Genomic DNA, 20,477 nt, shown 5'->3' with positions numbered 1-20,477 from the left:
ATGCTTTGATTTTGTCTTGAGTATACTGAAAACATCCATGTTTCCGATGCTTTTTATGACCTATTATTTGCTAATACATAGCTAAATTGCATATCAACGCAATAGATGTAAAAAGTGTTGATGTTTATGGTATTGATCAATTACATCATTGATCACCCCTTGCTTCGACCAACCCATAATATCGTAATCTTGTCCCCCTTCTGCTAGATGCACTTCTGCGCGGTAATAGCTATGGTCGTCGGTCACTTCATTAGATTCTTCGTTATCTGATGAATAACTAGGCTGTAGGTGTTTAGCGCATTTCACTCCAAATACGAAAGAATGTTCGCTACCATGTTGAACGCTCAAGCTCAACACACCTGAGTCATTCACTATTTCTGATTCAACTTGATTTTTAGCCAATTCTTTCCTGACACTCTCCATCGCAGATCGCACTGTGGTATCAATAAATTGCGTCACTGCTGTTTTGTTTGGAAATTGAATGATAGTGGCAAGACGCTGTTCCCAACCTTCATCTTGACCAATTGGATGAGGGTGCAAATTCATTAACAAACTGGCTTTCTTATGGTTTTCGATACGCAATGCCTTTATTAAGCCGACTAACGAAAGCAACAAAATAATGGCAAAGGGTAAAGCCGTTGCAATGGTCATAGTTTGCAGCGCATTAAGACCACCAACAGTTAACAAAATAGCAGCTACTAGTCCCACCCCCACGGCCCAATAAATACGTTGCCAAATTGGGGTGTCGTTTCTACCGTGAGAGCAGAGCATATCAACCACCATTGCCCCCGAATCGCATGATGTGACAAAGAACACCACCACCATCAAGGTTGCGATAAAACTCAATAGCTGTTGAAACGGGAAGTGCTCTAAAAACACAAACAGTGCCACAGGGGCATTACTGCTGACCATATCCCCTAATTTGTCCACTCCTTGGGTATAAATGAGATCAATAGCCGAATTGCCAAACACTGTCATCCAGAACAAGGTAAAAGCAGTAGGCAGTACTAACACACCCACAACAAACTCACGTATGGTTCTGCCCCGCGAAATGCGCGCAATAAATAGCCCGACAAAAGGTGCCCAAGCTAACCACCAGCCCCAGTAAAAAATGGTCCAACCGCCTATCCAGTCGGTTTTATCGTAGGCAAATAGATTAAAAGTGTTACGCACAATATCTGACAGATAAGCCCCTGTATTTTGCACATAGGCGGTTAGCAAGAATACCGTTGGCCCTAAAATTAAAATAAATAGTAACAAGGCAATGGCTAGCAACATGTTGAATTCGGATAGACGGCGTATCCCTTTTTCTAACCCAGTTGCCACTGACACAATAGCGATAGCGATAATGCCTACCATCAAATAAATCTGTACCGGTATGGATTCTTCAAGCGCAAATAGATAACTTAATCCCGAGTTAATTTGCGCTGCACCTAACCCAAGAGATGTCGCAATGCCAAAGATAGTGCTAACCACTGCTAGGATATCCACTGTATGTCCCGCCCAACCGTAAATACGGTCGCCTATCATGGGATACAAAGCCGAACGCAAAGTCAGAGGTAAATTTAACCTAAAGCTAAAATAAGCCAAAATTAACCCTACTACTGCGTAGATAGCCCAGGCATGTAAACCCCAGTGAAAAAAGGTCATTTTCATGGCCTCTCGCACGGCATCGGTGGTCCCTTGGGGCGCAGTTGGAGGTGACAGAAAGTGCATTACAGGTTCCGCCACTCCAAAAAACATCAAGCCTATACCCATACCCGCGGCAAACAACATAGATAACCAAGTAGGCAGAGAAAAATCAGGTTTACAGTGGTCAGGACCAAGGCGTATTTCTCCAAAACTAGAGAAACCAACATATAGTACAGTAAGTAGAATGACCGCCACCGACACCACATAAAACCAACTGCCGTTATCAATAATGCCTTTTTGCAAATCAGCAAAAAATACATCTGCTGTTTGTGGCGCGATCAATGCAAATACCACTAAGACTAAAATCGACAATGAAGATAAATAGAAAACCGGGCGGTTAAGATGTTGATCTATGCGTGTTATAGCCACTTAATTAAACCTAAATATTTATTTAAACCGCAATATAACCTATCCCTTAATGCTTTTAAACTTACGCATATAGTTAGAGTACTAATCATTAAACTTATACCTCACCTCAGTTGCACCTAATAACACCTTAGAAATCAACATCAAAACCTGATATGCTCATTTATGCTACATTAACAAAAATTTGTATTGAAATTAATTGTTGTATGTATTGGGTCTTTCCGCAGTATTTCCCTTGGCAGTGCATACAAAGAGCTAAAAAGGGCACTTATCAAATGGACAGAACAAAAATTAGCTGTGCCGTATTCGCAGCACTTACACTTACCCCTGCAATCGCACAACAACAAGCCACAAAAGCACAGATAGAAACGATTCAAGTTACCGCTACTAAAAGATCTGAGTCGATACAAGATGTGCCTGTGTCTGTTTCAGCCTTAAACGGCGAAGCCTTAGAAAACCTCGGCGTTGAAAGTTTTAGCGACTACGTAGAATTTCTGCCTAATGTTGTATTTCAGGGTACAGGCCCAGGTCAAAATGAAATTTACATCCGTGGTGCGGCGACCTCTCAAAGCACCATTGCGGTATCTTCGGTGCAAGCATTACAACCTTCCGTTGCCTTTTATCTCGATGAGCAACCGGTTTCTATGCAGGGCAGAAACTTAGACGTTTACGCGGCAGATATGCAACGCGTCGAAGTATTGCCTGGCCCTCAAGGCACTTTATTTGGAGCCAGTTCGCAATCGGGTACAGTGCGCATGATCAGTAAAAAACCCGACCACAGCGGTTTTTCAGCGGGACTGGATGTGAATATTGGCAGTACTAGTGGTGGCGAAATGAGTAATGCCGTAGAAGCCTTTATGAACTTTACCCCAACCGATGAACTGGCATTGCGGATAGTGGCTTACAACGATAAACAAGGTGGCTGGATTGACAATATTCTCAACAAACCAGGAGAAGGTGGCTATATTGGTAGCGCGGTTGTAATTAGCAGGATCTCGGGCAATGTGTTGAGCGACCCACTCAATACCCCTATTGTTTCCCCTAAAAATGACAGCTTGATAGAAGACAATAGTAACGATGCGATATATGCGGGCGTGAGATTCGGCATGTCCTATTTGTTTAATCAAGACTGGTCTTTACTGTTGCAGCATACCGCCCAGTCCTTGGAAACAGAAGGGGTGTTTGCTTACGATCCCAACCTCGACGGTGAGAGCTCTGTTAATCGATTTACTCCAGAAGACAATGACGATGAGTTTGGCCTGAGCACTTGGACCTTAGAAGGTCGTTTGAACAAACTTGAAGTGGTATACACAGGCGGCTATCTAGATCGTGAAATTAACTCAACCATTGATTACACTGGCTATACCAATGGCGGATTATTCTCTGCCTATTATGTGTGCCAATACGGCTCATCAATAGAGGCTGCAGACGAACGTTGCCTAGATCCTACTAAGTACTATAAGGAAAATACCGATACTTCACGTCTTACTCATGAACTTAGGTTCAATACCGACGCCGACAACACTTGGCGTGTCACAGCCGGTATTTTCTACGATGATCAAGAACTCGCCACTGTGGGTAAGTTTAAAATCCCCAACACAGAAAAGTATCCTAATTTAAGCACTACCCTAAAAGGCACTGAAGGCATTAATTCTAATGGTGGGCCTTTCGAATCAGAGATTGGATTTGTAAACGATGTAACCCATACCATCGAACAAATCGCAGTATTCGGGCAAGCAGAGTATGACATTACCGATAAACTCACCGCGACCTTAGGGGTTCGCTGGTACCAAATTGATGACACCTATAAGGGCTCAACTTCTACCGTTGATGTTAGCCGACGGATTCGCGCCTTTGGCACTTTAGATGCTGCAGAATTAGTCGCAGTAGGTGAAGATCCAGCCTTAATTGATCAAGCCATCGCAAGCGGACAATTGGATGTGAGTTTATTAGATAGCAACGGCACATTAACAGTCGATGATACCATTTTCAAAGCATCGCTAGATTACAAAGTGAGCGACGAGATACTGCTTTTTACAACTTATTCCGAAGGCTTTAGGCCACCAGTGACTAACCGTGTAGGTGGAGGCCAAGCAACAAACCAAAATGGTGCCTTTGAAGGATTCAGAATACCGGTTTATTCGACAACCGATAGTTTAGATAATTTCGAACTGGGCATCAAAGGTGACTTTTTAGATGGAATATTAAGGGTCAATGCTACGGCTTATTATTCGGAAATCACCGACTTACAAACCTCACGTTTTGACCCTACTAACATCAGCTTTTTAGTTTTTACTGATAATGTAGGTGACGCCGAAATAAGAGGTCTAGACGCCGATATTACTTGGTTAGCCTCCGACAATTTAGTGATCAACGCTGCCTTTAGTTTTTTGGATACAGAGTTAACTCGTATCAATGCAGAGCTTGCCGGTATAGCGCCTGCAGTTGGCGCTCAACTCCCCTACTCAGCTGAGTTTTCAGGCAATCTTCGCGCACGATATTATTTCGAGCTAGATGCTGGTTACGAGGGCTATGTCAATGGTTCTATTAGCTACACAGGTGAACGCTTAGCTGGAATGGCCATGGACGCCTACGTCACCGAAGACGCGACACAACTGATATACGGAACCGGTTCTAACTTACCAATCCAAAAGGAAGCCGCGACCTATGCAGGTGTGACATATTCAGACTCTAATGGCGAGACATTTGCAGGAGGCCGTTATATTCAGGACAGTTATGCTATTGCCAATGTATCTGTTGGTATCACCAAAGACGACTGGAAAGTCGAACTATATGTAGATAACCTAACTGACGAAAGCGCAGTGTTATATATAGATACCCAGCAATTTACACCTAAGGTTGTGACAAGCCGCCCCCGTACAATAGGATTGAGGCTGTCTTACGATTTCTATTAAAGGTGGTTGCATCAAAAGGCAGGCGTTTAGCTTGCCTTTATTTTGCGCTTAAGACATTGCGTTGTAATCTCGACCCAAGAAATAATACAGGCAGGAGGTAAAGGTGGTAACTAAGGTCAGTGGTCAAAGCATAAAAATTGACAATATCAAACGAGCGCTACAATCAGGCGCTACTGACAAGGCAATATTACTGTCTCAACAAGCGCTTAACACTCAACATACCCCTGCAAATAAAATAGAATTACTGTACCTCTTAGCCGTTGCCCAGCGCAGCAAAGGTATCTTCAATGAGGCAATCAATACAATAAAAACGCTTATCGCTAGCGATCCAAATCATGCAAGAGCCCATCAAGAAAAAGGGTATTTATTGCTTAGTTCTGGCGAAAAACCTAAGGCTGTTAGTGCGTTTAATAGAGCTACCCGGCTTAATCCAGCATTATTATCCAGTTGGCACAAGTTAGTGATTCTGTACTCTGAGTTAAACCATAATGAAGGGCAGAAGTTGGCCGCTGAACGCGTCAGCTACCTTACGCAATTGCCCGCTGAAATCCGTGGCGCCAGAGATTTAATGTATGAAGGAAAGTTAGCCATCGCTGACTCTGTATGTCGGCAGTTTTTGCAACAGCACAAACACCATAGTGAAGCCATGCTGCTTTTAGCTGAAATAGGCATCGCACTCAAGCTCTATCATGAAGCAGAGTTTTTGCTAGAAAGTTGCGTTGAAATACATCCAACACATCAAGGAGCAAGAGCAGAGCTTGTGCAGTTGTTAACTAAACTGGGGAAATTTAGGCCCGCCAAACAACAAGCAGAGCATCTACTGACTAACCACCCAAACAACCATCAATATCTAGCAGCAAAAGCCAGCGCTATGGTAGGTATTGGCGAAGTGTCCTCTGCCATCGAGCTTTATCATCAGGTTATAAATGAGCGTAACGACCGACCGGGAATCCAGTTATTGCTCGGCCACGCATACAAAGCCAATGGCAACATTGCACAGGCAATAACCGCCTATCAGCAAGCCTATCAAATTCGCCCTGACTTTGGTGACGCCTATTGGAGTTTAGCGAATACCAAAACCTATCGATTTACCGAAAACGAGCTATCTCAAATGCAGGCGCAATTAGAGAAAGGCGATATAGAGCAGGACGACAAGGTCCATCTTGAGTTTGCATTAGCCAAAGCCTTTGAAGACAGTAATCAGTTCGACAAGGCTTTTAACTACTATCAAAAAGGCAATGCTTCTAAGAATCAACACTGTCACTACTCAAAGAGCAAGCTAGACGAACAAATTAGCGCCCAAAAAGCCATTTTTAATACAGCATTTTTCGCTGAACATCAAAATTTGGGGGACTCATCACCCGACCCTATATTTATAGTAGGACTACCAAGAGCTGGGTCTACCTTATTAGAGCAAATTCTCGCCTCTCACTCTCAAGTCGATGGCACCATGGAGTTACATAATATTCTTGGCTTAGCCGCAAGACTAAGTGGTAGTAAGAGTGGTTATCCAAAAGTAATCAATGAAATCGATTCCAGCTATTTTGACCGCTTTGGTCAACAGTTTATTCAGGACACCCGTTGCTACCGTCAAGAAGGGGCTTTTTTTATCGATAAAATGCCCAATAACTTTATGCATATTGGCCTGATAAAAACTATTTTACCCAATGCCAAAATAATAGACGCTAGACGTGATCCTATTGCCTGTTGCTTCAGTGGCTACAAACAGTTATTTGCCGAAGGGCAAGAGTTTTCCTATGATCTAGACAATCTTAGGCATTACTACCAGTCTTACCAATCATTAATGTCCCACTGGGATATTGTGTTACCCGGTTTTGTTATGCGGGTACAGCACGAAGATGTAATAGATGATCTTGAAACGCAAGTAAGGCGTATTTTAGATTTCTGTCAGCTGCCCTTTGAATCATCCTGCTTGCATTTTTACAAGACTAAACGCACTATTAAAACTCCCAGTTCTGAGCAAGTGCGCCAACCCATAAACTCGAATGCTAGAGAACAATGGAAGAATTTTGAAACGCACTTATCTCCTTTAATTACAGCTTTTAACGGATCCTAAGAGGAAAATATGAATAACAAAATTATTGGCATAGTTCTAATTGTAATAGGTGTGGCCTTAGGCTTTTGGGGTTATGACGTATATGACTCGGCCAGTTCACAAGTTAGCCGAGCATTTAGTGGTGATACTCCCATAGAAGCATGGGCTGGTATGGTAGGCGGCGTTATTTGTATTGCACTTGGAATTGCTAAGATAAAGTAATACCCAATAATGACTTATACCATATATGGTATTAGTGCAACTGGCTATCGAACCAGTTCACTATGCTTGTTGCAAGATGCGTATCTTGAGCCAACAACGGGTAACCATGGCCCTTTCCTTTATAAGATACTAATTTACTATTCTCATGTAGTGCATATTTAAATAGGTATTGAGCACTAGTAAATGTACCGCCATCACCTTCAGCGGCGATTATCAGTGTTGGCGCATTTGCAAGCACACTTTTATAACGCATGATATTTTCTTCTCGTTGTCCAGAGGAGAAAAAGCTGATGGCCTTAATTGGACGACTTTCTGCTAAGGTGATGGCTTGCGTTCCCCCACAACTTGCTCCAATCACACCAATAATACCGTCCTTTGATACTTTGGCTCTGAGATAATCATAAGCAAGCTGAACGTCTTGAGGCCAGCTAGCAGACATAACTTGCCATGCTTTTCTTCGTTCCTGTTGTGGTAAAGCCTGAAGTTTTTCAGCATCATATTCTTCTGTCACACTGTCGCCAAAACCGCGAAAATCCAAACTCAAGGCATGGATACCTTGCTTAGCAAGTTGCTCGCCAATATTGTCATACATACTTCGATTGTAATTACATTGGTGTAACATCAAAACGCCACGCTTGCTGTTTTTATTACTTTGGAAGTAATCAGCTTTAAGCGTTAAAGCATCGTCTGTTTTCAGCTCTAGTGGCGCTGCCTGTGACGCCACAGTACAGGCGAGTAGCCCTATCGATACAACCTTAATAAATGTATTCAAGAATATTTCCTTTGGGATTTAATGTCAGGATAACCTAGCCCATCAAAAAGCAGATCAAAACATCAATGGGATGAAAGGGAGAAAAGCTAAGACACAATACAAAAGGGGCACAATGCCCCTTGAAATTTTTATTTGACCGGATGTGATGGTCTCCTCCCTAATTCGGCATCTAAGCGTAAGCTATGTGCCATGATTGAATTGAAACATACAATCAAACGGGAGAAGACCATCACATAAGGGTTATTTAGGTCATGCAGAAAAAATTAAGTTTATTGCCATCAAGATCACGGAAATAACCGGCATAAAATCCTTCACCTCTTGGTCCAGCAGCGCCTTCGTTGGTCGCACCTAATTCAAGTGCTTTAGCATGGAGTGCGTCAACCTGTTGTGAATTTTCGGCCAACAACGCAACCATCACACCATTGCCCACTGATGCAACATTGCCATCAAAGGGTTTACTGATGGCTACACTAGGCTGGTCTGGCGCAGTTGCCCAAGCAATAAAAGTGTCAGCTTCCATAAAACGTTTAGCACCTATTTCTGCCAAAAGTTCATCGTAAAATTTGGCACTGGCCTGTATATCGTTTGTACCTAAAGTCACATATCCAATCATGTTTGTTCTCCGTTTTTATTGAAAGAATTAATCCTAAATTTAACAGATACAGCATGACACAAAGAAACTGTATATAACAACAGTGTTTTGTGGGTTATCACATCTGACTTTGGCAAAATTTATAATAGATGTCATCTTCATTTGGCCTGCTCCCGTTTTGATTGTTTATTTCAATTCAATCATGGCACTAGGCTCACACCTAGATGCCTAATTAGGGAGTAGACCATGGGATCAACATAGTTAGTGAGCAATCACTTTATATCCTATCGAGCTAGGATACTGTTCACTGTGATACAACTTATGTTGAGCTTTAACAAAGTCTTCTGGTTTGGCTTCAAAGATATTATCGACATATTTTTGAGGATTCATATCAATAAAAGGAAACATACTGCTTTGTATTTGAATTTGAAGCTTATGACCCCGTTTAATAGTGTGCAATACGTCTAACAGCTCAAATTTAACCAAGGTTGGTTTGTTAGGTTCAAAAGGCTCGGGGGTGCTCATGCTATTTCTAAAACGCCCACGCATTACGCTCCAACGGACTAATTCATGCCTGTTACCCGTTTCTTTATCGACTTTATTTGAAGTTTCATCTTTACCAGGAAACACATCCACCAACTTCACCACAAAGTCGGCAGCACTTTGATCGGTCGATACCCACAAATTAAGGTCGATGGCACCGGCTATGGTTTGATCTTCGGTGGCCACTTCGCTATTAAACACCAAAACATCCGAGCGACGGGCAGTAAAACGTTGGTCTTCTGCCATATAAGGACGATCCCAACCACGGCTAATATTAGCCGAATGAGGTACAGGTTTATTAGGATCGCTTATATACTCGCTAGCCCCGCCCTTTGATTCTTTATGGCTACTAAGGGTTTCATTTGCGCCCATATAAAGCACCACGTCTTTACCTTGCTTAGGTGGCCAGGTATCAAATTCACGCCAGCGATTAGCACCAGTTTCAAACATAGTTGCCTTTGCTAAGGCATTGGCTTTAGTGCCTTTTAGGTTATGTTTAAAAAACGGCAATAAAATATTTTCTTGAAACCACTCGCTGGTGTTAAAGCCAAATTGGGCTTCCCCCATTTTGCTGCCATCGCCTCTATTCCACTGTCCGTGATACCAAGGCCCCATAATAAGATGCACATTATCTTTCTTATTGGCTTTAGACATAGCTTGGTAAGTTTCAAGAGGTCCATATAGGTCTTCAGTATCGTACCAACCGCCTACCACTAAAGTAGCGGGTTTAACATTATTAAGATGCGGCAATACATTACGAGCTTGCCAATATTCGTCATAATTGGGGTGTTCTGTTAATTCATTCCAAAAAGGACGTTCACCGTGAAAATAATCTTTATTCACATTACTTAATGGCCCTAAGTTTCGGAAAAAATCATATCCATCTGGCGTAACGGCTTTCATACGCTCAGCGCCGTAAGCAAATTGACCTTCACGCTGTTTGTCGAATGAATCAAAAAATATAAAGGCCATAGGGGTCACAAAGGCGCCATTGCGGTGAAAGTCATCAAAAAACCAATCCGCTATCGGCGCTTGAGGTGAAATAGCTTTTAGGGCTTTGTGGCTATTGATAGCCGCAACCGAGGTATAATAACCGGGATAAGAGGTACCCCACATGCCCACTTTACCATTATTGTTAGGGATGTTTTTGACTAGCCAATCAATAGTATCGTAGGAGTCGGTGGCGTCGTCGGTGGCCTTTTTGCCTTTTTTATAGGCATCTTGGGGGCGCATATTAACGTATTCGCCTTGGGACATATATTTGCCACGAACATCTTGAAAAACAAAAATAAACCCCTCTTCCTCAAAAATCTCGCTTGGCCCTAATTTGGTTTTATATTTGTCGGTACCATAAGGAGCAACGCGATAAGGGGTGCGCTGCATCATAATCGGATATTCATTCGATTTATCGTAAGGTACATACACAGAAGTGAACAGTTTGACTCCATCACGCATAGGTATTTGATATTCATATTTTGCGTAATGAGAACGAATGTATTCAGCCCGCTTATCGGCTTTTTTAGTATCCGCAGCCTGAGCAAACGTAGCCAGCAAAATGTAGCAACACAGCGCAAACAAGCCCGAAAAAGTTTTTTTATTCATGAAGTTATCCTTTTTTGTAATACTTTATCGACAGTCACAAATATTACTATGAGCTAGATCAATATCCTAGCAAATAAAAATACCATGAAGGAAATAGTGGCAGCCCAAGCTGCCACAGAAAAATGCTGTTAACTACATCAATGCTTTATACCATTCTCCATAAATAACTGAGCACTTATTTATGGAGAATGGTATTAGACGCAGGCTCAAGTACCATAGCTACCTTTGGAATACCGTGGGAAGGCGTCCACTTTTTAAATTCAGTAAAACCATGTTTGTTGTACAAATTAATCGCTGGAATGTTAACTTCTGCGGTTTCGACAATTGCTTCAGTAAACTCGATTTCTGCAAGAATATAATTGATGAGTCTGTCTGCTATCCCTCTTCTAAAATACTTTGGGTCAACCGTTAAACTATGAATTTCTAGATGCTTATCTTCTATGACAATTTCTATAACAGCACCTAGATTTTGTTGCTCGGTGAAACCGTAAAATGCAGTTTTAGAGTGCTGTATATCTTGAGCACTTCGCGTTAGTGGCGGAAAATCAAGAGTACCAATAAGCTCTGCTTCGATTTTATAAGATCGTTGAAAAACTGCAAAAATTTGCTGCGCAACCGCCCTATCTGAATTATCAAGTTTGATTATCATCTAGAAATTTTCAACTCACCTTTATTATATGCTTGACCAGAGTTAGTTACCCTTTTCACTATTTGCATCGAAAAAGATAGCGTAAAGTGCCTATAAGTAAACAACCAAAGAATTAGACTTAGACCACCTCCTAAGATTTCACTCAACTTGATAAAAAATATCCGCTGTAGCGCAGTCAGTACTAGTAACAATATGGCCACCATCTCTAGACTTCCTCCACCACTTTCAGAGTTATTATTGTTAGGCGTTGGTTTATTAGGCACTTGAGGATTAGGTGCTGCATTTATGCTGCGGGAACTATCATAAGGATAGGCGTCTAACCAATCAGTGACACCATCATTGTCGTCATCTTCATCACTCACATCGTCAAAACCATCATTATCTGAATCACGCCATTGGGAGCCATCTAATGGGTAATAGTCATCAAAATCATTGATACCATCATTGTCATCATCTAAATCGGCATTATCACCTATGCCGTCTTGGTCAAAATCAGCATGCTCAGCTCGATGTAGCGGAAAGGCATCTAACGCATCAACCACACCATCTTTGTCACTGTCAGCTTCACCAAGTCGCGCGGTCACAAGCGGCCCGCCTAAACTATTTCTGGTAAAAATAGCTGTTTTTGGTGTCTCACCTTTTATCAATACTTTATTGTTGTTCATTACGACGGGGAAATTTCTAAACCCCGTGCTAGACGGCTGAGTATAGATAAGTTGATTGGTCTTTTTTGTCAAAGAATATTGGCGTAAATGAATTTCAGATGGTGCAGTAGGTTGTTGAAATATTGTGCCGTAGTAAATGTCGTTACTCGCTAGTCCATAGACTTGAAAATCTAAACCTGGCAGTTCAAAAAGGGCTTCAGTCCCCCCTAAGGTTCCATCAGACAACCAAAACTGAACCTTACCTACGCTATCTTTGGCTCCAAAAACAAACGCAGACTCATCAGGGAAGGTGTATAAGCCCTTGGTGTCTCCATAAGAATATCCAACTTGAAAATAGTCAAAAAAAGGCTCAGGCGTATCGCTGTTATTGGCTAGATACCATGCCGACTGCTGTGTATTAAAAATGATCCCATCTTTGAAGTTACCACTAATCCAAAGAGATTGATGGCCATTTGCTATAACCTTCAATTCTTCATTTTTAAAGCGCCATAATTGATACTCAAGTTCAGTATCATAGGTATAACTCGAAAAATAAACTACGTCTGAATTAGCACTTAAGCTGCCAATAGTAGGTGCATTGGTCAATTCAGCGCTGTTGATATTTACTAGCTCTTTTGTTCCTGCAACAGTGCCATCACTTCGCCAGATGCTGCTGCGCAGTTCAGACTCATCTTTTGTAGAATTAAACGAAAAATAGACGTAACTATCACTTTTATACAATTTCTGAATATCAACCTGATTATAAAATTGCTCATTCGAAAAATCGGTCAATTTAATGATGTCACGCCCATCACTTGCCCATAATTGACAAGTTGTGCCATCGTAAGCAATAAAAAATAAAGTATTGTTTAATACTATTTTAGTTGGCGTTCTGGCGTAATCTGCAGAACACCAAGATAAATAAGTATCGTCCGCATCAGTGAGTTGTGTTGTTTGTTGATTCGTAAAGTCATAGTAAAACAGACCGGGATCCCCATTATCTGCATGGTATTCTCTTTGCCACCAAAAAAAGCCTTGTTCCGTTCCTATGCCATCATAAACTTCATTACTTTCTAAATGAGGGATCTGAATTTGACTTTTATCAAGGGTATTGATGTCGTAAGCCCAAAATTCACTTGAGTATGCCCAGTTGTTTTGTATGTATTCACTGTGTTTTAAGGTGGCCACAAACTGATCACCCACATTAAACATTGGGCCTTGTTGCACTTTAGAAATGGCATAGGCTAGGTCATTTACTTGATGTGTACCTTGTTGCGTACCGTCACTTCGCCATAACTCACTACCATTTTGTTCTGTTTTTCCTGAAAAATAGAAAGCCTCATTAAACAAAACTAAACCACCTTGATCGGTCGCTTCTTCAGAAAGTTCAACATCTAATAAAACGGATGTACCTTCATCTGTACCATCGCTAACCCAAATTCTATTGCGAGATCGACTGGTATCCGTTTCATGTATAAATAGTTTGTTCCCTTTGGCAGCAACTATTTTAACTTTGCCTCCTATTTTACCCGTTACATTGTATGTACCCGCCACAGTACCATCTGTCCGCCATAAACTATCACCTCTGGCTGTTCTTTGTTTCCCTGCGAAATAAGTGACATTTCCATGTGAGAACATATTATCGGCTTCAACATCTACGTTTTGTACGTTAGCTTTTCCATTTTGAAATGAAACCAAATACAAATACCTATCGACCACTGCTAATGAATTCGGCAAAGCATGTACAAGATAAGGATGAAGGGTTACACCACCATTCGTTTTAAGATCCAATGTTTCTGCTTGCCCACTTCGCGTTTTTTTCTTGAGCGTGCGCTTACCTTCGTTCACTTTAGAAATGAAATAAATATCATCTTCTAAAACGGCTAACTCATGCTCCAAATCGCGGGAAAGATAATAGTCTGACGCTATTTCTTGTGGATGCCCTTGGGCGTCAGTCATCCATATTTTGGTCGTTCCATCATAATCAAGCGTTGTAAAATATAACGTCCCCGCGATGCTCTTAACACGCCCCAAAATCTCTTGGCAACCAGTAGGACAGAGTTGAATTTGCGAAGTACCTGCAGAGGTACCATCTGTTTTAACCAGTGAAAGCCTTCTATCATTCGATTCAGAGTAAGCATAATAAACAAACTTTCCATTATTAACCAAATCCTTAAGGGGATAATACAACACACCAAAGTCGCTAATTTTTAGTTCATTTTTCCCTGCTAAATCAGCAGCAAATAAGCCATCTTTTCGTAATCTAATAAGCTGATTATTTAAGATTGAAAAACGTTTGAAGCTCCAATATTCATTACCATCAACATCCGTAATGCTTAAGGTTTCACCGGTTTCACTATCAAACCGCAATAAGCGTTTTCGATTTGCATAATCTGATGTTCTTTCGAAACAGCATCCCCTTCCCTGATTTCCAAGCGTTGCATAAAAAAGGTATTGTCCAGCCACATCAAAATATGCAGGTGTACTACTAGGCGCTAAGTTTACGTCCCTATCGGGATCAAGCTCATAAACGGCTTGCTGTGCGACTGCTTGAAAACCTAACAGACTAATAATAAGAGAAATGGAAAAACATATACGAGCTAACATCACTAAATCCTTGACGATACGGTAACCTAAGGGCATAAACGGTTTATTAAAGAAGTAACAGGAACAACACCCGAGTGTCGATCCGGGTGTTAGTAGGTCAACAAAGGATTCTGTAGACCTTGAGAGTCAGGTTATTTAATCAGACGGATTGCAAATGGCACACGATATTGATTTCCTTTAGAGGTGGCGACTGTTCCCATAATGCAAAAAATCAAATGGCAAATGCCTACAATTGGAAAAACAATCACACCGATAACAATAAAACTAAGCACAAAGCCAACCACATACCCAATAAGCACAGTAATAGACCAGTTTAAAGCTTCTTTGGACTGATCATAAATATATGCATCATCGTTTTTGATTAAAAACATAATGAGTCCAGGAATAAAGCCAAAAAACAACGTGCCTATCCACAAAAGCAATGCCATGTTTTTAGAATCTTGGCTGTTAACTACGGTTTTTTCTTCTACATCATTATTCATGTCTCTTCCTCGTAAATTGCCCATAATTCAATCACCCCTTACCTAAACAAGGTAGGAGGAATTTAATACAATATGCCAGCGGAAGTGCCCAAGGCCAAGTAAAATTTTACCTTGAAGCCCAACCTACTTGCATTGTTACATTTAAAAATACAACGTGCTGTACCAACACAACCTTAGGCCCACGCGTTTATATACTTTGGAAAAGGCTAACCTATGGTCAATGGGCACATATGAGGTTACTTGCCCAAATAAAACGACCCGATAAAGGTTACCATTGTTTTATTTACCCACAAACCGTGTAAAAATCATTGCCATTATCTTTCCAAATGAGTTTGTTTATTTACATGAAAAAAGTCACCGCGTATTTATTTTTCTTTAGTTGCGCTTTTAGTTTCTCGAGTCACTTAATTGCCCAATCCAAGGCTGAAAAACCTAACTTACAGGTCAATTATCAAAAGTTTGTATTAGACAATGGTTTAGAAGTGGTATTTCACATTGACCGTTCTGATCCTGTGGTGGCGGTAAACCTTACCGCACACGTAGGTTCAGCACGAGAAACCGCAGGGCGAACCGGCTTTGCACATCTGTTTGAACATCTGTTATTTCTTGAATCAGAAAACTTAGGAAAGGGTGGTCTTGATAAATTATCAGCCAAAATTGGTGGCTCTGGGGCGAATGGTTCCACGTCAAGGGATAGAACTAATTACCTGCAAACTGTGCCCAAAGATGCCTTAGAAAAAATGCTGTGGGCAGAGGCTGATAAACTAGGTTGGTTTATTAATACCGTGACTGTTCCTGTATTGGAAAAAGAAAAACAAGTCGTTAAAAATGAAAAACGTCAAAGTAGCGATAACGCGCCTTATGGTCACAATTGGTTTGTCATTGACCAAAATTTATACCCAGAAGATCACCCCTATCATTGGCAAGTGATTGGTTCATTGACCGATTTACAAGCCGCAACCTTAGAGGATGTAAAACAGTTTTTTAAAAAATGGTATGTCCCAAATAATGTTACTTTAACCCTAGCTGGAGACTTCGATCCTAAACAAGCAAAAATCTGGGTTGAGAAATATTTTTCCGAAATTAAGTCCGGTGACAAGATCACCCCTCTTAAAAAACGCTCCGCAAAGCTAAATAAGACGATAAAACGCTATCATCAAGATAACTTTGCTAATCTTCCGCAAATTACTCGAACCTACCCCACTGTAGAGCAATACCATGCAGATTCTTATGCTCTTAACGTATTATTCGAATATTTGTCCAATGGAAAATCTGCGCCACTTTACAAAGTCATTGTCGAAGATAAAAAATTAGCGCCAAGTGTCGATTTATTTCACCATACCAGTGAGTTAGCTGGGCAAGTGTATTTGATCGCCAGAGCCTTCGCTGATGTAGATTTAGATGAAGTAAATAACGCAATTGATATCGCCTTTAAACAATTTGAAAAAGAAGGCATCTCAAATCAAGACCTAAGTCGAATTTTAGCGACGCAAGAAACCAAATTCTACAATCAATTATCCAGTGTGTTAGGTAAAGGCGCACAATTGGCCTATTACAATATTTACACTGGCGACCCAGGTTATGCTGAAAAAGAAATAGCCGCCATTTTGAGTGTCACCACAGAAGATGTAAAACGCGTTTATAATCAATACATTAAAAACAAACATCAGGTGATTACAAGTTTTGTTCCAAAAGGAAAAGTGGAGCTAGCTGTTGCAGGCTCAACAAAAGCCATAGTTATCGAAGAGCAAGTTGTGCAAGGAGCTGAAAAACAAGTAAACCCCAATATAGCCACAACTTATGCCAAGACTCCATCTACATTCGATCGCTCTGACGAGCCACCTTACGGCCAAACTGCAAGCGCCGTGGTTCCAGATATATGGCAATCTCAACTTGGTGCGATGCAAATTTTCGGAATTGAAACGGACGAAGTACCTTTAGTCAATGTTGAATTTGTAATAGACGGCGGACAGCTATTAGAAGCATTGTCAAAGACCGGTATAGCAAACATTCTGGCGAACATGCTAACCAGTGGCACAAAAACTAAAACACCAGCGCAACTTGAAAATGCCATCAAACAAATTGGTGCTTCAATTGAAGTAGAAGCCAACAAAGAAGCGATAGTTGTAAGCGTGAACACCTTAGCCAAACACTTTCAACAAGCCATGGATTTGACCAAAGAGATATTGCTTGAACCTCGCTGGGACAAAAACGAATTTACTTTAATCAAACAAAAAACAATTTCATATCTACAACAGCAACAAGCCAGCCCTAGGAGCATTGCTGACAATAGCTTTAATGAATTGATTTATGGAAAAAATAATATCCGTGCTAAAAACGTGCTTGGCAGCGTAGATTCGATAAACGCTATCACCCTAAAAGAAGTTAAAGACTTTTATCATAAAAATCTGTCTGCGGATTTAACCCGCGTACATGTGGTGGGAGCGATCAACAAAAAAGCCGCTGTGGCAGCACTGGCTGAGTTAAAGGCCAATTGGCATGCAACAGATGTCAGCATTCCTAAAGAAATAGCCGCCAAAAAATTCCATCAGTCAAAAGTCTATTTTTACGATGTGCCCGATGCTAAACAGACTGTGGTCAATATTGGTTATTCAGCGCTCGGTGCTACCGACCCTGATTTTTATCCGGCCACTATCATGAATTACATTTTAGGAGGAGGCGGATTTGCCTCTCAATTGACTCAAAACTTACGAGAAGGAAAAGGGTACACCTATGGCATAAATTCAAGGTTCTCAGGCACACAAGCAGCAGGTACCTTTAGAATTTTTAGTCAAGTTCGCTCAAATGTGACTTTAGAGTCAGCTCAGTTGATCAAAGAAATCATTGAAAACTACGCAACAAATTACTCAGCGCAGGATTTAGCCGTGAGCAAAAGTTCATTGGTAAAAAGTAATGCTAGGGCATTTGAAACAGCCAATGCCAAGCTTAGGCTGCTCAACAATATCAGCAAATACAATTGGCCAAATGACTACATTAAGCAGCGAGAAGAATTGGTTAAAAACATCACCCAAGATCAAATAAAAGCTCTAGCTAACAAATACCTAAACAAACAACCTATGGTGTGGCTATTTGTTGGTGATGCGAAAACCCAGTTACCCCGTATGAAATCGTTGGGATATGGCGAACCGATACTTTTGAATCCAGCTAAAATCGAGTAGCTCTAGAGCAAAAACAGGTGAACCACATTGAACGTTGTTCACCTGTTTTTGAGGAGTAACAGGTGAGAATTATTGAAATTTCTTTTACAAAAATGAAATAAAATTTAGATGACTGAAGTTGGTCAATTACTCATGAACAGCTTGCTGTCCTTTGCAACTGGAATATAAATACATTGCCAAGGTACAGTGCCAACCACCTTTGTAGTATGCCCCTGCCCTTCAGTATTTTCAGCCAACAACAGGCTACTAGCACTAAATACTCTTCGCTCGCCATTTTCAAGCTCTACCTCAATAGCCCCTTGAAGAGTGACCACCCATTGTTTCTGCGGTGCATTGTGCCAACCAAAATCATGACCAACAGCAGTTTCAGCGAACTCTATGGCATCACTTGCATCAAAACTGATTAGGCTTTCGGCTCCACTGACATTCAAAGCTAACTCGAAGTCTTCAAATGCAGCTTCACCATCAACATTAGTAAAAAGTCTAACTGCTTGCATCCTATCTCCTTAGGCATTAGTTAGGAATAAATCAAAATCGAAAATGAACAATACAATCAATTCAAATAATTGCGAAGAAATACAAGGGTAACTGCGATGATAATTGAGACTATCTTTGTGATTGTCTTCCTTGGTTTACACAGCAACGCCCCGCAAAGGGGCAAATAATAGTTGCTTAAAATAAACGCCGAAGGAGCAAAAAACCATTGTTTTTGTTAGTGTAAGTAACGTGATAGTTGCCTTGAAATAATGTCAGTGCTAACATTTGTGCACACACCATGAATTTAAGGTGAGTCATTGTGGACACACGAATACAATTTAGAGTTGACGAAGAAACTAAACGCTTAGCTCAATTAATGGCCGAAAGCCAAGGGCGAACTTTAAGCGATGCATGCCGAGAACTTACCGAGGGCTTAGCTGAGGAACAACGAAAATCTATGAATCATAATGCATGGTTATCAGAACAAATAAACGCAGCATTTGATAAATTTGATAACGATCAAGCTAACTTTATAGCCCATGATGATGCAAAAACCTTGATGGAAGCAAGAAAACAAAGAGTACGAAATAGAGATAAGGCATGATTTTTTGGGAAGAAGAATCACTGAATGATCGTGAGAAGATATTTGAATTCCTCTTTGACTTTAATCCAAGTGCTGCAGAAAAAACCGACCAAATCATTGAAGCTAAAGTTGAGAGCCTTCTTCAACATCCTTTGATGGGTGTTGAAAAAAGCATTTTTCTTGGAAGAGTCTTAATCATTCCAGAAATATCAATGGTTGTTTCTTATTGGGTTGATGGTGCAACTATTAAAATAATGCGTGTTTTACACCAAAAGCAGAATTTTCCTCCGGGATAAGGCAACCAACAAGGCTATATAAAAAATCGCTTTTAAACTTTCCGCTTATTGCCTTACTAACAACACCGGACTTAGTCTCAATGGTCTACTGTTTTGTTTTCAATACTATTTCTAATACAAAAACCAAGCTGGATAAGTAAATTGCATAAACCCCTAAAAAATTGACAGTAGTTATCATCCAAGATTTGCCAAAAAATTTCTTCATAGCAATGATTATGTAGACTAATAAATAGATTATTAAAAATATGCTTGCTAGAACTATTATCAAATCGTGCGTTGCGAGGCTTTGCGCAATTAATGCCGAGGTTAATAGTAAATTACTAAGAGAATGTATGTGTAAAGAAAAAATGAGATTATAGATATAACGCTTATCTTGGTGAAAAAACTGCAATATGCAGGCATATATCGGCAGCATGACAAACATAATCCTAGATAGCTGCTCTAATATTCCCTTAGGAACGAGAAATATTCCTACTTGATCAAACGTTTGATTAGGGGTTGACTGGAATAGCTCTATTGTTATAAAAAGTATGAGACTAGAAACCAAATACATTCGCAGAGGCGGAGAATAGGATTTTATTTTCCCGATACTGTATTCGATAGAAAGAAAAGCAGGGCTAAATAGTAATTTTTTTAATGTAGTGGCTACTCGACCATCGATATCAAAAATTTCATAGGTTGACCTAACTAAAACCTTTTTAAACGACTGGTTGAAATTGCAAGTAGACTGACCACAGTAACAACAGTAAGAAGCGTCCTTACGGGTAAGTTTATTTGTGCAATTCGGGCATATATCCATA

Annotated in this window: 15 protein-coding genes; 6 read left to right on the top strand and 9 right to left on the bottom strand. The window is 40.7% G+C overall.

The annotated features are described in order from the left end of the window. Nucleotides 1–93: 93 nt before the first annotated feature. The gene (locus tag Q0688_RS25335; protein ID WP_299084069.1) at nucleotides 94–2,061 is read right to left on the bottom strand and encodes a choline BCCT transporter BetT; all 1,968 of its coding nucleotides are present in this window, start codon (nucleotides 2,059–2,061) and stop codon (nucleotides 94–96) included. Between the two features lie 272 nt (nucleotides 2,062–2,333). Here Q0688_RS25335 and Q0688_RS25330 point away from each other — a divergent pair, with 272 nt between their 5' ends. The 3 genes from Q0688_RS25330 (at nucleotide 2,334) to Q0688_RS25320 (ending at nucleotide 7,251) form a co-directional block, all read left to right on the top strand. Further along, a complete protein-coding gene (locus Q0688_RS25330; RefSeq protein ID WP_299084066.1) occupies nucleotides 2,334–4,973 on the top strand; it encodes a TonB-dependent receptor in 2,640 nt (879 codons plus the stop codon). 103 nt (nucleotides 4,974–5,076) lie between these two features. Then, entirely contained in the window at nucleotides 5,077–7,050 is a 1,974-nt protein-coding gene (locus tag Q0688_RS25325; RefSeq protein WP_299084064.1) for a tetratricopeptide repeat-containing sulfotransferase family protein, read from the top strand. Nucleotides 7,051–7,059: 9 nt separating this feature from the next. Beyond that, nucleotides 7,060–7,251, top strand: a complete 192-nt coding sequence (locus tag Q0688_RS25320) for a DUF3185 family protein (protein WP_299084062.1) — start codon at nucleotides 7,060–7,062, stop codon at nucleotides 7,249–7,251. Nucleotides 7,252–7,282: 31 nt separating this feature from the next. Here Q0688_RS25320 and Q0688_RS25315 read toward each other — a convergent pair whose 3' ends face one another. From Q0688_RS25315 to Q0688_RS25290, 6 genes are all read right to left on the bottom strand, one after another. Then, nucleotides 7,283–8,023 (bottom strand): alpha/beta fold hydrolase, encoded by a 741-nt coding sequence (locus Q0688_RS25315; protein ID WP_299084059.1) that lies wholly within the window; start codon nucleotides 8,021–8,023, stop codon nucleotides 7,283–7,285. Nucleotides 8,024–8,267: 244 nt separating this feature from the next. Beyond that, on the bottom strand, nucleotides 8,268–8,636 hold the full coding sequence (locus tag Q0688_RS25310; protein ID WP_299084056.1) for a VOC family protein: 369 nt from the start codon (nucleotides 8,634–8,636) through the stop codon (nucleotides 8,268–8,270). A gap of 240 nt (nucleotides 8,637–8,876) precedes the next feature. Then, complete coding sequence (locus Q0688_RS25305) at nucleotides 8,877–10,760, bottom strand: CocE/NonD family hydrolase (RefSeq protein ID WP_299084052.1); 1,884 nt, start codon at nucleotides 10,758–10,760, stop codon at nucleotides 8,877–8,879. Nucleotides 10,761–10,935: 175 nt separating this feature from the next. Beyond that, on the bottom strand, nucleotides 10,936–11,409 hold the full coding sequence (locus Q0688_RS25300; protein ID WP_299084049.1) for an N-acetyltransferase: 474 nt from the start codon (nucleotides 11,407–11,409) through the stop codon (nucleotides 10,936–10,938). Beyond that, on the bottom strand, nucleotides 11,406–14,660 hold the full coding sequence (locus tag Q0688_RS25295) for a hypothetical protein (protein WP_299084046.1): 3,255 nt from the start codon (nucleotides 14,658–14,660) through the stop codon (nucleotides 11,406–11,408). The genes Q0688_RS25300 and Q0688_RS25295 overlap by 4 nt, the downstream gene beginning before the upstream one ends. A 131-nt stretch (nucleotides 14,661–14,791) precedes the next feature. After that, nucleotides 14,792–15,142 (bottom strand): DUF4870 domain-containing protein, encoded by a 351-nt coding sequence (locus Q0688_RS25290; protein ID WP_299084043.1) that lies wholly within the window; start codon nucleotides 15,140–15,142, stop codon nucleotides 14,792–14,794. Between the two features lie 344 nt (nucleotides 15,143–15,486). Between Q0688_RS25290 and Q0688_RS25285 the strand changes: the two genes are divergently transcribed. Next, nucleotides 15,487–18,321 (top strand): pitrilysin family protein, encoded by a 2,835-nt coding sequence (locus tag Q0688_RS25285; protein WP_299084041.1) that lies wholly within the window; start codon nucleotides 15,487–15,489, stop codon nucleotides 18,319–18,321. 122 nt (nucleotides 18,322–18,443) lie between these two features. Here the strand turns inward: Q0688_RS25285 and Q0688_RS25280 are convergent, their stop codons facing one another. Next, entirely contained in the window at nucleotides 18,444–18,818 is a 375-nt protein-coding gene (locus Q0688_RS25280) for a hypothetical protein (protein WP_299084038.1), read from the bottom strand. Nucleotides 18,819–19,117: 299 nt separating this feature from the next. Here Q0688_RS25280 and Q0688_RS25275 point away from each other — a divergent pair, with 299 nt between their 5' ends. Continuing rightward, on the top strand, nucleotides 19,118–19,402 hold the full coding sequence (locus Q0688_RS25275; RefSeq protein WP_299084034.1) for a damage-inducible protein J: 285 nt from the start codon (nucleotides 19,118–19,120) through the stop codon (nucleotides 19,400–19,402). Then, a complete protein-coding gene (locus Q0688_RS25270) occupies nucleotides 19,399–19,677 on the top strand; it encodes a type II toxin-antitoxin system RelE/ParE family toxin (protein WP_299084032.1) in 279 nt (92 codons plus the stop codon). Before Q0688_RS25275 ends, Q0688_RS25270 begins: the two co-directional genes overlap by 4 nt. An 85-nt stretch (nucleotides 19,678–19,762) precedes the next feature. Here the strand turns inward: Q0688_RS25270 and Q0688_RS27715 are convergent, their stop codons facing one another. After that, nucleotides 19,763–20,476, bottom strand: a complete 714-nt coding sequence (locus Q0688_RS27715) for a DUF3667 domain-containing protein (protein WP_367179840.1) — start codon at nucleotides 20,474–20,476, stop codon at nucleotides 19,763–19,765. Nucleotide 20,477 lies beyond the last annotated feature (1 nt).

The organism is uncultured Paraglaciecola sp. (assembly GCF_937123705.1).
Classification (GTDB): Bacteria; Pseudomonadota; Gammaproteobacteria; order Enterobacterales; family Alteromonadaceae; genus Paraglaciecola.
The sequence above is the reverse complement of the archived record's forward strand: the minus strand, read 5'-3'. Positions and strand labels throughout refer to the sequence as shown.

Coding starts and splice junctions, on each gene's coding strand:
- Q0688_RS25320 (WP_299084062.1), top strand. CDS start 7,060: ATGAATAACAAAATTATTGGCATAGTTCTAATTGTAATAGGTGTGGCC.
- Q0688_RS27715 (WP_367179840.1), bottom strand. CDS start 20,476: ATGGATATATGCCCGAATTGCACAAATAAACTTACCCGTAAGGACGCT.
- Q0688_RS25280 (WP_299084038.1), bottom strand. CDS start 18,818: ATGCAAGCAGTTAGACTTTTTACTAATGTTGATGGTGAAGCTGCATTT.
- Q0688_RS25285 (WP_299084041.1), top strand. CDS start 15,487: ATGAAAAAAGTCACCGCGTATTTATTTTTCTTTAGTTGCGCTTTTAGT.
- Q0688_RS25305 (WP_299084052.1), bottom strand. CDS start 10,760: ATGAATAAAAAAACTTTTTCGGGCTTGTTTGCGCTGTGTTGCTACATT.
- Q0688_RS25330 (WP_299084066.1), top strand. CDS start 2,334: ATGGACAGAACAAAAATTAGCTGTGCCGTATTCGCAGCACTTACACTT.
- Q0688_RS25290 (WP_299084043.1), bottom strand. CDS start 15,142: ATGAATAATGATGTAGAAGAAAAAACCGTAGTTAACAGCCAAGATTCT.
- Q0688_RS25310 (WP_299084056.1), bottom strand. CDS start 8,636: ATGATTGGATATGTGACTTTAGGTACAAACGATATACAGGCCAGTGCC.
- Q0688_RS25270 (WP_299084032.1), top strand. CDS start 19,399: ATGATTTTTTGGGAAGAAGAATCACTGAATGATCGTGAGAAGATATTT.
- Q0688_RS25295 (WP_299084046.1), bottom strand. CDS start 14,660: ATGTTAGCTCGTATATGTTTTTCCATTTCTCTTATTATTAGTCTGTTA.
- Q0688_RS25300 (WP_299084049.1), bottom strand. CDS start 11,409: ATGATAATCAAACTTGATAATTCAGATAGGGCGGTTGCGCAGCAAATT.